Origin of the sequence: Streptococcus sp. Marseille-Q5855 (assembly GCF_946901985.1) — a bacterium.
In the GTDB taxonomy this organism is placed as follows: domain Bacteria; phylum Bacillota; class Bacilli; order Lactobacillales; family Streptococcaceae; genus Streptococcus.
Genome location: NZ_CAMPPR010000001.1, coordinates 225,544 through 240,893 on the forward strand (window position 1 = coordinate 225,544; position 15,350 = coordinate 240,893).

Consider the following 15,350-nt stretch of genomic DNA (forward strand, 5'->3'; position numbering starts at 1 on the left):
ACTCAATAAAAATCAAAGAGCAAACTAGGAAACTAGCCGCAGGCTGCTCAAAGCACTGCTTTGAGGTTGTAGATAGAACTGACGAAGTCAGTAACCTACATACGGCAAGGCGACGTTGACGCAGTTTGAAGAGATTTTTGAAGAGTACAAGACCTCAGGTTTTTCTTATTCATAGGTTACGACTGTAACAGCACCCTTGTCATACTCAGCGATAAAGATGTTTGCTACATTGTCATGTCCTTGTTTGCTGAGATTATCAAGCAGCCACTCTTCGCTACGACCAATCGATTCCAAGACGTCCACTTGGATCACACCGTCAGTCACAACTGGATACTTAGGATTTTCATCTCCCATTTGGACCACGATGAGTTGGCCATTTTGCTCTTGCACAGCTCGTTTAACTTGCTTCATCTGGAAAATCCCTTGGCTACGAAGTTTGAGAGCTACATCCGCTGCAGACAAACCAACTGAACGACAGGCTTCTGGGTCAATCTTCCCATTTTTGATGAGCAGAGTCGGTTTCCCATCAATCAAGCGTTTGACAAAACGAACATTGTTATTGAGCCACTTGAGGGTCAAAACCAAAATCGTCCACATCATCAAAATCACTGCGTATTGCAGAATACTGATTGAACTATTGTAAATCACCCCACCGATGATACCACCAAGAACATAGTTCTGAATTTGATCTGTCGCAGAGTTAGGTGCTAGGTTTCCTTTTCCTGTCACATTGATAACAAAAACAAGCGAGAAGAGCCCCAAGGCCAGTTTGATTAAAATTTCCATATAGTTGAGTGTCATTTGTTTACCTCCACCAATTCAATAGCGTCTGTTTGATGCAATTCTATTTTCTCTAAAAGATACTTGTCTGGGTCACTTCCGTTTATAGCACGGTAGAAATTTGAACCGACCTTGACAAGCGCTCCATCAGTGGCAGCTGAAGTATTGACGTAAACTTCTGATTTATCCACTCCCAAGTCTTTGGAAACAACCTCTATGAAATGAAGGGAGGTTTGAAATTGATTGTTAGAGGCTTGATTGGTCTGGTATTTTGAAATTGTCACCAAAAGCATGGCCACTAAGGTCAAGGCCAAAATCATGACCAATTCCCGAAACTTAGTTCCCTTTTTATCTCGATAGGCTTTAAAAGCAAAAAATCCTGTGATGGCTAGGATAACAATCCCAAAACCAATCATGATTCCATTTTGCTGACTGATTTGGCTAAGCACATAGTCATATGAGTAAAATTTCATTTATTTTCACTCCCTTTCATAAAATCATTCTTCATTATAAACAAAAGAGGGTGATTTTTCAAACCATACGTTGGGGAAATAGACTTATCAGACCGACTTCTCTAACTAATGACTCAAATACCTGTTTCAAGATTCTAATTTTGATAATTGATAAGAATAGACACTAGGAATTATCACTACAAAGAAAAGTGTCAAGAAGAATACCCAGTAAACATATAGTTGCAAAAAGGAATTTAGAAACAATAACAATCCTCCTAATACCCAAATTTTTCCAGCTAGGCGATGCGTTTTTCTCCAGTTTTTATCACTCTCCAAGGTCCACGGTAGTCGAATACCGATTATATAATTTCGGTGTGTTTTTGGTAGATAATTTCCAATTACGATCATCACGACTCCCATAAAAATCTGAGCTAGTAGCCCACTCATCATGGAATAACCCAAATATTCTCCGAAGATAGAAATCATTGATAGACAAGATACAAAAGGAATAATCCAGTAAATTAAAACTTGTATTTTTGAACTGATATTGCTAGATTTAGGATCCTTAACCATTAAAAATAGAAGCAACCAATACATCAAAAGCATGAGAGTAGGTAATCCAAAGATAGCAAACATTTTATGATTGTAGCCATCTGCTTGACCCAGTAGATTAAAATGAGTGGGTATCTCCTCTGGTAATTGATTCCAGAAAACACAACCTACAAGGGAAGGTAGTAGGATGAGAATGCTCGTAAATAATACCAATTTCTTATTGATTTTTATCTTCATCAAAATGATCTCCTTTCAGATCTGCTAACCAAACCATTATATCCTCTAAAACCGATGTATTTAACTCATAATAAATAAAGTTTTTTTCTTTCATTTCATGAATCAAATCCGCTGCTTTCAAAATCGTGAGATGGTGTGAAATCGTTGCACCTGTCAACTCGAAATAACTGGCAATTTCTCCTGCAGATAATCTGCCTGCTTTGAGTAAATTTAAAATGTCTCTCCTAACTGGATGAGATAAGGCTTTAAAACTATTTGCAAAACTCATAATGACTCCTTTCCCTTTGTAATATTAGTAGGGCTAGGACTAAGCAAGGTAGAACTGATAGCATTCCTGTCGGTGATGGGCCTAAAATCAAGAGGCTTGAAATTTTTTCTCCTGGTAATTGAAAGAGTAACCCAAGACCTGCAGTTGCATTGATTGCCCCATGAAATAGGGCAGAAGCCCAGATAGAACCTGTCTTTTCCAACAACCAGCTCAACAATATTCCTAGGCTAAAACAAGATAGAAACATAGCAACAACTCCCAAAACGGGATAAGCAAAATAAGTAAGGCCATAATTATATCCTTGCAAATTGATTGGTAAATGCCATAGACTCCAAATGAGAGCAAGTAAGACATGAGTCTGGACTAGTGAAAAGCGTTCTCTTAGCACTGGGTAAAGATAGCCACGCCAACCAATTTCCTCTCCCAATGCAAAGAAACTATTAAGAAAAGGAGCGTAGGTCAAACTAGATAGGATTTGAATCAAAGCCAAGAAAGATAAGGGAATCGGTGATTGAAGGACTCCTTTTTCTTCTAAAATAGCTTGAATAGATTCAAAACCAAGGCTAAAATTGCTAGGGAATACAAGAAAATAAAGTCCCGCTCCTAAAAAACTGATGACTGCTGGTAACCAGATAGCTAGTAAGTAAAAGCGCCAGTTGCTCTTGAGATTCACAACTAATTTAGATTTGATTCCACTAGGTTGATTCGTGATTTTCCCTAAAATAAAGACTGCAAGTGCAGGCACCCACATGGCTACAATACTAGCAAGTTGACTCCATGGAGAATTTAGACCAACACCACTTAGCCATAGTGCCAACCATATTATCCAAGCAAGGGCATAAGCCAAGACCACAAAAAGAAGGATTGTTCTCTTATTTGACATATTTGTACACTTCACTTTCTATTTAGATGTTTTTCTAAATAACATTATACACCTTTCCATTCTAAACACAAGATCTATTTAGATTTTTTTCTAAATAGTTTAGGGAATTTTTATTTTCTCAGAATAAAGTCTAAAGAGTGATTTTTCAAACCATACGTTGGGGAAATAAACCTTTTTTTGGTATAATAAAATCTATAATCTGAATGAAAAAGGTAACTTTATGAAACTTATCTCATGGAATATTGATTCCCTCAATGCTGCCCTAACTAGTGACTCAGCTCGCGCGAAATTGTCCCAAGAAGTCCTACAAACCCTTGTGGCAGAAAATGCTGATATCATTGCTATCCAAGAAACCAAGCTTTCTGCCAAGGGTCCTACAAAAAAACACTTGGAAATTTTAGAAGAACTCTTCCCAGGCTACGAAAACACGTGGCGTTCTTCTCAAGAGCCTGCCCGTAAAGGCTATGCTGGAACCATGTTCCTTTATAAGAAAGAACTCACACCCACTGTCACTTTCCCAGAAATCGGTGCCCCTTCTACCATGGACTTGGAAGGCCGTATCATCACTCTAGAATTTGATGAATTTTTCGTAACTCAAGTTTACACTCCAAACGCTGGCGATGGCCTCAAACGCTTGGAAGAACGTCAAGTCTGGGATGTCAAATATGCGGAGTATTTGGCTGAACTAGACAAAGAAAAACCAGTCCTTGCGACCGGTGATTACAACGTTGCCCACAATGAAATCGACCTTGCAAATCCTGCTAGTAACCGCCGTTCACCAGGATTTACCGACGAGGAACGTGCTGGATTTACCAACCTTTTGGCAACTGGATTTACCGACACTTTCCGCCACATTCACGGCGATGTTCCAGAACGCTACACTTGGTGGGCACAACGTAGCAAGACTTCTAAAATCAACAATACAGGCTGGAGAATCGACTACTGGCTCACAAGTAACCGCGTGGCTGACAAGGTGACCAAGTCTGACATGATTGACTCAGGAGCTCGCCAAGACCATACACCCATTGTCTTGGAAATTGAACTCTAAGGAGAAAACGAATGGACTATCAAGCTGTCATTCCTGAATTTGTAGTATCTGACATCGAAAAATCACGCCACTTCTACTGCGACCTGCTAGGATTCTCTGTCGAATACGAGCGTCCAGAGGAGAAATTTCTCTTCCTCTCTCTCGAAGACTGCCAGCTCATGTTAGAAGAAGGCAGCGCAGAAGAATTAGCCCAACTGACCTATCCTTTCGGACGCGGTGTCAATATTTCCTTTGGCATTGCAGATGTTCCTCAGCTCCACCAAAAACTGCTGGAAGCTGACTATCCTATCCATCGTCCCCTGACAAAAAGAGAATTTCGGGTAGGAGATAGCTTTATATATCCCCATGAATTTGCAGTTTTGGATCCAGATGGCTATTTTTTAAGATTTAGCGAGTAGAATAATAAAGATTGGGAAAAAATCTTTAAAGTTAGAGAAAGGCATATTGTCAAGTCTTGAAAAATCTTGATAATATGTCTTTTATGATGAAAAAATCTTCTAATACTCTTCGAAAATCAAATTCAAACCACGTCAGCGTCGCCTTACCGTACTCAAGTACAGCCTGCGGCTAGCTTCCTAGTTTGCTCTTTGATTTTCATTGAGTATAAATGTTAGCCAATAAGTTAATTTTTCCCATTTTTATTATATTTATTCGTTTTTCAAACCAAAACACTAACAAAATAGTTGATTTCTAAAGTTATTTAGTGTAAAATAAAAACATTGGCACAAGCCTATTTTAAATTAAATATCATTTTACTTGTTTATGTCGTGAATTGGCACGATGTTTCTACAAGGTGCCGGAACACCTAACAATAAGTAAGTCAGAAGTGAGGTATGGTCGTTTTTGCCATGCCTATTTTGGGGACTTACTTAGAGATTAAGTAGGTCTTTTTTCTATTTCTTGCTAGAAACTATAAACAAGAAGATGGATTAGCTTTTAGACTTTAGGAGGTCTTATGAAATTATTAGAAGAGCGCATCCTCAAGGATGGGCATATCTTGGGTGATAACATCCTCAAGGTGGATTCCTTTTTAACCCACCAAGTTGACTTTAGCTTGATGCGAGAGATTGGTAAGGTTTTTGCGGAAAAATTTGCTTCTGCTGGTATTACCAAAGTCGTGACCATTGAAGCGTCGGGTATTGCCCCAGCCATTTTTACAGCTGAAGCCTTAAACGTTCCCATGATTTTCGCTAAAAAAGCTAAAAATATCACTATGAACGAAGGAATCTTAACTGCCGAAGTTTACTCCTTTACCAAGCAGGTAACCAGCACCGTTTCTATCGCTGGAAAATTCCTCTCACCAGAGGACAAGGTCTTGATTATCGACGATTTCCTTGCTAATGGCCAAGCTGCTAAAGGCTTAATTCAAATCATCGAACAGGCCGGAGCCACAGTCGAAGCTATCGGTATTGTGATTGAAAAATCCTTCCAAGATGGCCGTGATTTGCTTGAAAAAGCAGGCTACCCTGTCCGATCACTCGCTCGTTTGGATCGTTTTGAAAATGGTCAAGTCGTATTTAAGGAGGCAGATCTCTAATGCAAACTCAAGAAAAACATTCACAAGCAGCCGTTCTTGGCTTGCAGCACTTACTAGCCATGTACTCAGGATCTATCCTGGTTCCCATCATGATTGCGACAGCCCTTGGCTATTCAGCTGAGCAATTGACCTACCTGATTTCTACAGATATCTTCATGTGTGGGGTGGCAACTTTCCTCCAACTCCAACTCAACAAATACTTTGGTATTGGACTCCCAGTCGTTCTCGGAGTTGCCTTCCAATCCGTCGCTCCCTTGATTATGATTGGACAAAGCCATGGTAGTGGCGCTATGTTTGGTGCCCTTATCGCATCAGGGATTTACGTTGTTCTTGTTTCAGGCATCTTCTCAAAAGTGGCCAATCTCTTCCCATCTATCGTAACAGGATCTGTTATTACTACGATTGGTTTAACCTTGATTCCTGTCGCTATTGGAAATATGGGAAATAACGTTCCAGAGCCAACTGGTCAAAGTCTCTTGTTTGCAGCTATTACTGTTTTGATTATCCTCTTGATTAACATCTTTACCAAAGGATTCATCAAGTCTATCTCCATTTTGATTGGTCTGGTTGTTGGAACTGCCATCGCTGCTAGCATGGGCTTGGTTGACTTCTCTCCTGTTGCAGCAGCACCACTTGTCCATGTCCCAACTCCACTCTACTTTGGGATGCCAACCTTTGAAATCTCATCTATTGTCATGATGTGTATCATCGCAACGGTTTCTATGGTTGAGTCAACTGGTGTTTATCTGGCCTTGTCTGATATCACAAAGGATCCAATCGACAGCACGCGCCTGCGCAACGGTTACCGCGCAGAAGGTTTGGCCGTACTTCTCGGAGGAATCTTTAATACCTTCCCTTACACAGGATTTTCACAAAACGTTGGTTTGGTTAAATTATCAGGTATCAAGACTCGTCTTCCAATCTACTACGCGGCTGCTTTCCTGGTTCTCCTTGGACTCCTTCCTAAGTTTGGTGCCCTTGCCCAAATCATTCCAAGCCCTGTCCTCGGTGGTGCTATGCTGGTGATGTTTGGTTTTGTATCGATTCAAGGGATGCAAATTCTCGCTCGTGTTGACTTTGCTAACAATGAACACAACTTCCTTATTGCAGCTGTATCAATCGCTGCAGGTGTCGGACTCAATAACAGTAATCTCTTTGTCAGCATGCCGACAGCCTTCCAAATGTTCTTCTCAAACGGAATCGTCGTAGCCAGCCTACTCGCCATTGTCCTCAATGCCGTATTAAATCATAAAAAGAAATAAGAAAAAGAGGTGCGAGCCTCTTTTTTGTTTTTCTATATCCTTACCTGTCTGTCTTCTGACCGTTGGCCTGTGACAAACATGGTAAAGGTTGCTTTGCAGACATTTCTGCCTTCTTGATTGGTAATATCGACATCCACTACGCAGGTTGTGCGACCTTGATGGACACATTCTCCTTTAATGGTCAATACATCGTCGAGTTTTCCTGCTTTGAGGTAGTTGATAGAGGACTGAAGTGTCACTACGTCTAGTCCTAGCGAGATGAGCACCAAACCACTAATCTGGTCGCAAAGGGTAAAGAGATAGCCACCATGGGCATAGCCATAGTAGTTGAGCGACGAGTCCACTACTTTGGTCATCACCACAACGTGACCATCTTTCATCTCTTTAATTTCATAATTTTCAAAAGCTGATATAGCATCAAAGTGAAAATCTTTCATCATTTCCTCCTGATATTTCAAACGACACTATGATACTACTTTTTATAGGACTGTGCAAGGATAAAGCTCCTAGTCTGGCAAAATTCCGACCTGCTCCACAAAGCGCATAAAGGCTGCCTGTCCTTGTTCTGTCTGCTTGTAGACTCCTGCATCCTCAAGTACACGCGCAAAGATAGCACCCACAGAGTCTTTGACGATTTCAAGGGCTCTTTCTTTATCCGCTAGATCTGGATGTTGGACTTTGAGTTGGTCTACCCATTCCTGATGATAATCGGCAACTGTATCAGCTTCTCCTACAAGATAGCTAGCAACTTGCTCCACTTCTTCTTTCAAACGTGGTGGCAAGATTGCCAAGCCCATGACCTCAATCAAGCCGATATTTTCCTTCTTGATATGTTGGACATCCTTGTGAGGATGATAGATGCCATCAGTATGTTCTGCAGAAGTCTGATTGTCCCTCAAGACCAAGTCCAACTCAAACTGGCCATCGCGTTTACGGGCAATGGGTGTGATGGTGTGATGCGGTGTTCCGTCCGTCTCTGCTAAAATCTGCACTGCAGGATCTGAATACTGACGCCATTCCTGCAAAATCTTGTCAGCTAAATTGATCAAATTTTCTTTGGAATCCGAAGTCAAACGCAACACTGACATAGGCCACTTGACAATTCCAGCCTTGACCTGCTCAAAACCTGCAAATTGAAAAGTCTTTTGCAAGGGAGCCAATTCCATCGGAAAGACGTGACGGCCTCCCTGATAGTGATCATGAGTGAGAATAGAGCCCCCCACAATCGGCAAGTCGGCATTAGAGCCCGCAAAATAGCCTGGAAACTGCTCTACGATAGCCAACAGACGTTCAAAACTCTGACGACTAATGGCCATGGGACGATGCTGGCCATCTAAGAAAATACAGTGCTCATTAAAATAAGCATAGGGCGAATACTGGAAGCCCCACTCCTGACCAGCCATTTCAAAGCGGATAATACGGTGGTTGCTGCGAGCTGGGTGGTTAACTCGACCATGGTAGCCCTCATTCTCTAGACAAAGCTGACACTGAGGATAATTACTAGCTTGCACCAACTTGGCTGCCGCAATCTCTTTGGGATCCTTTTCAGGCTTAGAGAGGTTGATGGTAATTTCAAGTTCACCGTAATCAGATGGAACACGATAAGCGATATTTTTAGCAATGGCCTTGAGTTTGATGTAGTCATTTTTCTGACTGAGTTGGTAAAAATCCTCTATCGCTTGCTCAGGAGATTGGGCATAGGTTGCCCAAAAGTCACGATTGACCTGACTCGGACAAGGAGTCACCAAGTCCATCAGTTCAGCGCCAAGGATTTCACGCGCAGTCTGACTATCCTCAATCGTCTCTAATCGAACGGCTTCCTCAACCAGCTTGTCCTTGAGGTCAATCACTTTATCCAGATCCGTCTCAACTTCCAAAACACCGTCTCCCACTCGTGCCAAGACACGATTGGTCAGGTAGATTCGATCCATTTCCTCAAATGAACTTTCAGAAATGACATGTGTTACAAATTTATCTACTAAGGTCACTATAGAGCCTCCTTCTGACTAATCAAGGACGCGAGTGCCACCTGCAACTTCAGCGATATAGAAACTTGGAGCATACCCAACTACTTCCTCGTAGTGTTTGCCTACAACTTCCTTAAAGGCCTCAACAGTATCTTTTTGCACCAAGGCAATGGCACATCCGCCAAAACCTGCTCCTGTCATACGAGCACCGAGAACTCCTTCTTGTGCCCAAGCTGTATGAACAAGGGTATCCAATTCCAAACCAGTTACTTCATAGTCATGCTCTAGGGAAACGTGTGACGCATTCATCAAACGACCAAATGTTTCCAAATCTCCTGCTTGAAGGGCTGCTTGAGCTTTGAGGGTACGTTGGTTTTCAAGCACAGCATGGCGAGCACGTTTCAAACGATTTTCATCTTTGATTAGGTAGCTATATTGGTCAAAGACCCACTCGTCCAATTCACCCAAAGTCTGAATATCCAAGGCAACTTGCAATTCTTCCACTGCTTTTTCACACTCAGCACGACGTTCATTGTATTTAGAGTCCGCCAATTCACGACGTTTATTGGTGTTCATGATAACAACGACATTGTCCTTCAAATCAAGTGGCACCAAGTCGTATTCTAAAGTATTGGTATCTAAGTAAATAGCACGTTGGTCAGCCCCCATACCGATAGCAAACTGGTCCATAATGCCAGAATTTACTCCGATAAAGTTATTTTCTGTTTGTTTTCCGATTTTAACCAAATCGAGACGCTCTAGTTTTAAATCAAAGAGATGCTCTGCCACGACCCCTGTCAAAAGTTCCAAGGATGCTGAAGAAGACAAACCAGCACCATTTGGGATATTCCCATAAACATAAAAATCAAAACCTTTATCAATCACGTGTCCAGCTTCTTGCAAGAAATGAAGAACTCCTTTTGGATAATTGGTCCAGTTGTGCTCTTTTTCAAACTTGAGGTCAGCGAGAGGCACTTCGATAATGCCCTTGTCCTCAAAGTTAGCTGAGTAGAAACGCAAGACTTGATCATCACGTTTGCGAGCAGCCCCATAAGTTCCTAAGGAAATAGCAGCTGGAAAAACGTGTCCACCGTTGTAGTCTGTATGTTCACCAATCAAGTTGATACGACCTGGTGAAAAGAAGGTTTGGTCTGCTTCTTGACCAAAAACAGCAAGAAAGTCTTTACGAAGAGCTTCAGCAGTAAGATCTTGTGTCATATGAATTCTCCTTTGACTGTCCGTTAAGTCACCTTAACGTGTAATCGTTTTCTTCTATTGTATCCAAGGGATTTCCCAAGGTCAATCCTTTTTACTAAAATTTTACTAAATTATCAGTAAAAAGCAGAAAAATATGATATACTAACCTTAAAGAAGGAGGATTTATGGCTACCTTAAAAGACATTGCACAACTAGCTTCTGTCTCTATCGCGACCGTATCCCGTGTCCTCAACCGCGACCAGAGTCTATCTGTTACAGAAGAAACCCGACACCGTATTTTAACCGTTGCTGAAGAGCTGGACTACACCAAGCACCTCAAGACAGGCGAGTCCCACAAACCCAAGCAAAAGATTGCCATTATCCAATGGGTCAGCGAACAAGGAGAGCTGGACGATCTCTACTACTACCAGATTCGCCTAGGCATAGAAAAAAGAGCCCAAGAGTTGGACTATGATATCTTGCGCTATTTTAATGACCATCCTTTTACCCTAAGCGAGGAGGTGATTGGGATTCTCTGCATCGGAAAGTTTAGCCGAGCTCAGATTTCTGCCTTTGAAGAATACCAAAAGCCTCTTGTCTTTCTAGACAGCGATACCCTCTCACTAGGACACACCTGCATTATCACGGACTTTTACACTGCCATGAAACAGGTTATCGATTATTTCCTCAGCCAAGGAATGAACCGTATCGGGATTCTAACAGGGCTTGAGGAAACAACCGACCAAGAAGAAATCATTGAGGATAAGCGGCTGGAAAATTTCAGAAACTACAGTCAAGCAAAGGGAATCTATCATGATGAACTAGTCTTTCAAGGAAGCTTTACTGCCCAGTCTGGCTATGACTTGATGAAGGAGGCCATTCAGAGTTTAGGAGACCAACTCCCACCAGCCTTTTTCGCAGCCAGCGATAGTTTGGCTATCGGTGCCCTCCGTGCCCTCCAAGAAGCTGGAATCAGCCTGCCAGACCGCGTCAGCCTCATTTCCTTTAACGATACTAGCCTGACCAAGCAAGTCTATCCTCCCCTCTCCAGCATCACCGTCTATACCGAAGAAATGGGCAGAGCAGGCATGGATATTCTTAATAAGGAAGTACTCCACGGTCGCAAAATCCCTAGCCTTACTATGCTGGGAACCAGACTGACATTGAGAGAGAGTACAAGGAATGATTAGGATTACAAAACGACCTCTAGCAAGGCTGTTTCTCTAATAATCTCTATGATTCTGCTCCAACTCACACCTTTCGCTTATGTGCTTGGTGACTTTCTAGGTCTGCATCAACTTCAATGGTAATATTTTGAAAGCCACAATTTTTGAGGAAAATTCGAATAGATTCTTTACAAGTTTCCATATGCTCCATCTCTTTTAAACAAACATGGACAATGGCATTTTTTTCCAAACCATCCATAGTCCAGAGATTAAGCTGATTGATACTAGCGACATGGTCCAATTCTGCTAAATCCGTCTTGATCTTCTGGATATCTACTCCTTCTGGCACTGCATCGAGGAATATCTTGAGCGTGCTCCAAAAACGTGGAAGGGCTTTTGACAGAATAAAGAAGGAAATAACAAGAGACAAGAGCGGATCCAAGATATACCAATCGGTAAATCGAAGAACAATGGCCATCAGGATGACAGTCACCCAACCCAAGGTATCTTCCAGAAAGTGCAGGCTGAGAATGGATTCGTTCTTGGTTTGTCCTTTGCGAATGACGAGACTCGCTAGCACATTGATAGTAATCGCAATAATTCCTAACCAGAGAATCCCCTCATCATTGACCGGTTGTGGATGAAAGATTTTCGCTATATTTTCCAAAATGACCAAAACGGACCCTGTCATAAGAATCACAGCCGTTACCATGGCCCCTAAAAGGCTAAAACGCTTGTAGCCCAAGGTATAGTGGCTGTCTTCTTCACGATTGGAGATACTTTCCAAAAAGGCTGAGATCCCAATAGCAATCGCATCTCCCAAGTCATGCACCGAGTCAGCAAGAACTGCACTAGAACCAAACACTCCACCAGCGATAAACTCGACAATGGAATAAGTCAAATTTAAGAAAAAAGCTAGCCAAACAGTATATTTTGCCTTCATCTTTCTCATTCCTTTGTTATAATAGATTTATGAACATCTTGTTCATTATCATTATCCACTAAAACTCAAAGAAAGGATAGAAGCAAAAGGTCAGCTTTATTCAGTTCTGAACAATTTGCCTCAAGTGTCTATATGACTAAGATTGACCGCCGTATCAGCAAAACAAAAAAAGCCATCTTTCAAGCTTTTCTACAACTTTTGAACGATAAGGGCTACGAATCCACTACTGTTCAGGATATTATTGATCTCGCAGATGTAGGACGTTCTACTTTTTACTGTCACTATGAGAGCAAGGAGCTGCTTCTGGACGAGCTTTGCCGCTACCTATTCCATCATCTTTTTGAAAGAGAAAAATCCATTTCAACTAAGGTTTATCTCGCCCATCTCTTTCTTCATTTTCAGAAAAACCAAGACCATATCACCAGTCTGCTATTCTCCAAAAATGACTACTTCCTTCGCCAACTTCATAAAGAACTGGAGCACCATGTCTATCCCATGTTGGCTGATGAGTTGAAAGAATCTCACCCAAGTCTGCCTGTTTCTTATCTCCAACACTTGGTCGTGACCAACTTTATCGAAACCTTGACCTGGTGGCTCAAAAAAGGGCAAGACTTCACAAATCAGGAAGTTGTCCAGTTTTATCTAGACCTTCTCATTTCTAAAGACTAAATACAGACTAGAGCTCAGTTGCCTTATGCCCAGGCTACTGAGTTTTTATCTTTTCGACAATAAAAAAGCCCAGACGACATTGTCTGAGCGTTCTTCTATATAATCGTTTAACAAAGTTGAGTTTGACATTTTCAAACTATTTCTTCAACAAACCTTGTTCTTGTAGAAACTCCTTGGCTACTTGTTCTGCTGACTTGCCTTCAACACCGACTTGATAGTTAAGCTGGCTCATCTGGCTTTCAGTAATTTTACCAGCCAATTTATTGAGAACTGTTTCCAACTCAGGATGCTTCTTGAGAAGAGCTTCTTTCATGAGTGGAGCCCCTTGATAAGGTGGGAAGAGTTGCTTGTCATCTTCCAATACCTGTAAATCATAACGTGCCAATTCCGCATCAGTCGAATAGGCATCCGTAATTTGAATATCACCTGACTGAATTGCCTGATAGCGAAGGGCTGGCTCCATGGTCGCTACATTGAGATTGAGACCATACATTGATTGCAAGCCCTTATTACCATCTTCACGGTCATTAAACTCAAGGGTAAATCCAGCCTTCAACTGCCCTTCCACTTTTTTCAAGTCCGAAATGGTCTTCAAGCCGTATTCCTGAGCAATCTTTTTCGGAACAGCTACAGCGTAGGTATTTTGATAAGACATGGGTTTGAGATAGGCTAGATGATCCTGTTTGGCAATGCCATCACGCGCCACCTGATAAACCTGATCTGGCTCATGACTAACTTTCGGTGATGGTTGAAGTAGACTTTCAGTCACCGTACCGGTAAATTCAGGATAGATGTCAATATCGCCTTTTTTCAAAGCTTCATAGAGGAAACTTGTTTTCCCAAAATTCGGTTTAACAGTCGCAGTCATACTGGTATTTTCTTCAATCAGCAACTTATACATATTGGCCAAAATTTCTGGTTCTGGACCCAATTTTCCAGCAATCACCAAATTTTCTTTCTCTTTTTGAGCCAAAAGGGCTGGACTATAAGACAGACCGAGCAATAAGGTCACCAAGGCAAAACCAGAGAAAATCGTCCGCAATTTTGCTTTTTCCATCACTTTTAGCAGGAAGTTAAAGGCAATAGCTAGCACCGCAGAAGAAAGTGCCCCAATCAGAATCAGACTGGCATTATTACGGTCAATTCCCAAAAGAATAAAGGAACCCAGTCCCCCTGCACCAATCAAGGCCGCCAAGGTTGCTGTACCGATAACCAATACTGCTGCTGTCCGAATCCCAGACATGATAACAGGCATGGCAAGTGGAATTTCAAACTTCTTGAGACGTTCCCATCTAGTCATACCAAAGGCAATCCCAGCCTCCTGTAGACTCGGATCAATTCCCTTGAGCCCAGTGATGGTATTTTGCAAAATAGGGAAAATCGCATAAATCACTAGCGCTGTCAAAGCCGGCAAGGTTCCAATTCCCATCAAGGGGATAAAGAGTCCCAACAAGGCCAGTGACGGGATAGTCTGGAAAATCCCTGCAATCTGCAAGACCCAGTCGGCCAGCTTCTCATGATAGCGAAGAGAAACAGCCAAGGGAATCGCGATAAAAATAGCTAGTAATAAGGTCAACAGTGACAACTGCAAATGTTGAGATAGAGCTGTCAACCAATCGCTAAAACGATCCTCAAAAGTTGCAATTAAATTAGTCATGAACACTACCTCCAAACAAGTCTGCTACAAATTCTGTGGCAGGAGCTTTTAAAATAGTCTCGGGATTCGCTACCTGGCGAATTTCTCCATCCTGCAAGACAGCAATACGGTCCGCCAACTTCAAGGCTTCATCCGTATCATGGGTCACAAAAATCGTTGTCATCCCAAACTCTTTATGCAATTCTTTAGTCAGAACCTGTAACTGTTTTCTCGAAATAGCATCCAAGGCTGAAAAAGGTTCATCCATGAGGAGAATCTTAGGCTGACCAATCATAGCACGGACAATACCAACCCGTTGCTGTTCTCCACCAGATAATTCACTAGGCAAACGATGCCCATACTCAGCCACTGGTAAACCAACCTTAGCTAAAAGCTCTTCTGTTTTCTGAGCAATTTCTTCCTTAGTCCAGTCCTTCATCTCAGGAATCAGGGCAATATTTTCCGCAACCGTTAGATTGGGAAAGAGAGCAATGGCTTGTAAAACATAACCAGTAGACAGACGAAGCTCACGCTCATCATAGTCTTTGATGCGCTTGCCATCCATATAAATATTTCCATCAGTCGGTTCCAAGAGACGGTTAATCATCTTGATCATGGTCGTCTTACCGGACCCAGAAGGCCCTACTAAAACCATAAATTCCCCATTCTCAATCCGTAAATTAACATCTCTCAAGACATCTTTTTCTGTGTAACGTAAAGCTACATTTTTGTATTCAATCATTCTGTATCCTC

Annotated in this window: 17 protein-coding genes and 1 riboswitch; of the genes, 6 read left to right on the plus strand and 11 right to left on the minus strand. The window is 41.9% G+C overall.

Translation table 11 applies throughout. From position 1 onward, the window contains the following. Positions 1–165: 165 nt before the first annotated feature. The 5 genes from OC529_RS01100 to OC529_RS01120 form a co-directional block, all read right to left on the minus strand. Positions 166–801: a DUF421 domain-containing protein gene (locus OC529_RS01100; RefSeq protein ID WP_112443820.1), complete on the minus strand. Its 636-nt coding sequence runs from the start codon at positions 799–801 to the stop codon at positions 166–168. Next, positions 798–1,253 carry a DUF3290 domain-containing protein gene (locus OC529_RS01105; RefSeq protein WP_262081302.1) on the minus strand — a complete coding sequence of 152 codons (456 nt, stop codon included), beginning with the start codon at positions 1,251–1,253 and terminating at the stop codon, positions 798–800. The genes OC529_RS01100 and OC529_RS01105 overlap by 4 nt, the downstream gene beginning before the upstream one ends. 126 nt (positions 1,254–1,379) lie before the next feature. Next, positions 1,380–2,021 (minus strand): SdpI family protein, encoded by a 642-nt coding sequence (locus tag OC529_RS01110; RefSeq protein ID WP_262081303.1) that lies wholly within the window; start codon positions 2,019–2,021, stop codon positions 1,380–1,382. Continuing rightward, positions 2,002–2,289, minus strand: a complete 288-nt coding sequence (locus OC529_RS01115) for an autorepressor SdpR family transcription factor (protein WP_262081304.1) — start codon at positions 2,287–2,289, stop codon at positions 2,002–2,004. Before OC529_RS01115 ends, OC529_RS01110 begins: the two co-directional genes overlap by 20 nt. Next, entirely contained in the window at positions 2,273–3,172 is a 900-nt protein-coding gene (locus tag OC529_RS01120; protein WP_262081305.1) for a CPBP family intramembrane glutamic endopeptidase, read from the minus strand. Before OC529_RS01120 ends, OC529_RS01115 begins: the two co-directional genes overlap by 17 nt. 220 nt (positions 3,173–3,392) lie before the next feature. Here OC529_RS01120 and OC529_RS01125 point away from each other — a divergent pair, with 220 nt between their 5' ends. From OC529_RS01125 to OC529_RS01140, 4 genes are all read left to right on the plus strand, one after another. After that, positions 3,393–4,220 (plus strand): exodeoxyribonuclease III, encoded by an 828-nt coding sequence (locus tag OC529_RS01125; RefSeq protein ID WP_119947589.1) that lies wholly within the window; start codon positions 3,393–3,395, stop codon positions 4,218–4,220. A gap of 11 nt (positions 4,221–4,231) precedes the next feature. Next, entirely contained in the window at positions 4,232–4,618 is a 387-nt protein-coding gene (locus OC529_RS01130) for a bleomycin resistance protein (RefSeq protein ID WP_000386217.1), read from the plus strand. Positions 4,619–4,956: 338 nt separating this feature from the next. Continuing rightward, positions 4,957–5,052: riboswitch (purine riboswitch) on the plus strand. 123 nt (positions 5,053–5,175) lie between these two features. Further along, positions 5,176–5,757: a xanthine phosphoribosyltransferase gene (locus OC529_RS01135; RefSeq protein WP_262081306.1), complete on the plus strand. Its 582-nt coding sequence runs from the start codon at positions 5,176–5,178 to the stop codon at positions 5,755–5,757. Then, complete coding sequence (locus OC529_RS01140) at positions 5,757–7,019, plus strand: nucleobase:cation symporter-2 family protein (protein WP_262081307.1); 1,263 nt, start codon at positions 5,757–5,759, stop codon at positions 7,017–7,019. The genes OC529_RS01135 and OC529_RS01140 overlap by 1 nt, the downstream gene beginning before the upstream one ends. Before the next feature lie 32 nt (positions 7,020–7,051). Here OC529_RS01140 and OC529_RS01145 read toward each other — a convergent pair whose 3' ends face one another. The 3 genes from OC529_RS01145 to OC529_RS01155 form a co-directional block, all read right to left on the minus strand. Continuing rightward, a complete protein-coding gene (locus OC529_RS01145; RefSeq protein ID WP_261048474.1) occupies positions 7,052–7,456 on the minus strand; it encodes a PaaI family thioesterase in 405 nt (134 codons plus the stop codon). Between the two features lie 69 nt (positions 7,457–7,525). Continuing rightward, a complete protein-coding gene (locus OC529_RS01150) occupies positions 7,526–9,007 on the minus strand; it encodes a UDP-glucose--hexose-1-phosphate uridylyltransferase (protein ID WP_262081308.1) in 1,482 nt (493 codons plus the stop codon). 18 nt (positions 9,008–9,025) lie between these two features. Beyond that, a complete protein-coding gene (locus tag OC529_RS01155) occupies positions 9,026–10,204 on the minus strand; it encodes a galactokinase (protein ID WP_262081309.1) in 1,179 nt (392 codons plus the stop codon). Positions 10,205–10,368: 164 nt separating this feature from the next. On the opposite strand from OC529_RS01155, the gene galR reads away from it, so the two are divergent. After that, entirely contained in the window at positions 10,369–11,373 is a 1,005-nt protein-coding gene (galR, locus tag OC529_RS01160) for a DNA-binding transcriptional regulator GalR (RefSeq protein WP_262081310.1), read from the plus strand. A gap of 61 nt (positions 11,374–11,434) precedes the next feature. Here the strand turns inward: galR and OC529_RS01165 are convergent, their stop codons facing one another. Next, a complete protein-coding gene (locus tag OC529_RS01165; RefSeq protein ID WP_200832345.1) occupies positions 11,435–12,292 on the minus strand; it encodes a cation diffusion facilitator family transporter in 858 nt (285 codons plus the stop codon). Positions 12,293–12,424: 132 nt separating this feature from the next. On the opposite strand from OC529_RS01165, the gene OC529_RS01170 reads away from it, so the two are divergent. Next, complete coding sequence (locus OC529_RS01170) at positions 12,425–12,961, plus strand: TetR/AcrR family transcriptional regulator (RefSeq protein WP_112443809.1); 537 nt, start codon at positions 12,425–12,427, stop codon at positions 12,959–12,961. 136 nt (positions 12,962–13,097) lie between these two features. On the opposite strand, the gene OC529_RS01175 is transcribed toward OC529_RS01170, so the two are convergent. Beyond that, positions 13,098–14,618 (minus strand): ABC transporter permease/substrate-binding protein, encoded by a 1,521-nt coding sequence (locus tag OC529_RS01175; protein ID WP_173282432.1) that lies wholly within the window; start codon positions 14,616–14,618, stop codon positions 13,098–13,100. After that, positions 14,611–15,339 (minus strand): ATP-binding cassette domain-containing protein, encoded by a 729-nt coding sequence (locus OC529_RS01180; RefSeq protein WP_173282431.1) that lies wholly within the window; start codon positions 15,337–15,339, stop codon positions 14,611–14,613. The genes OC529_RS01175 and OC529_RS01180 overlap by 8 nt, the downstream gene beginning before the upstream one ends. Between the last annotated feature and the right edge of the window lie 11 nt (positions 15,340–15,350).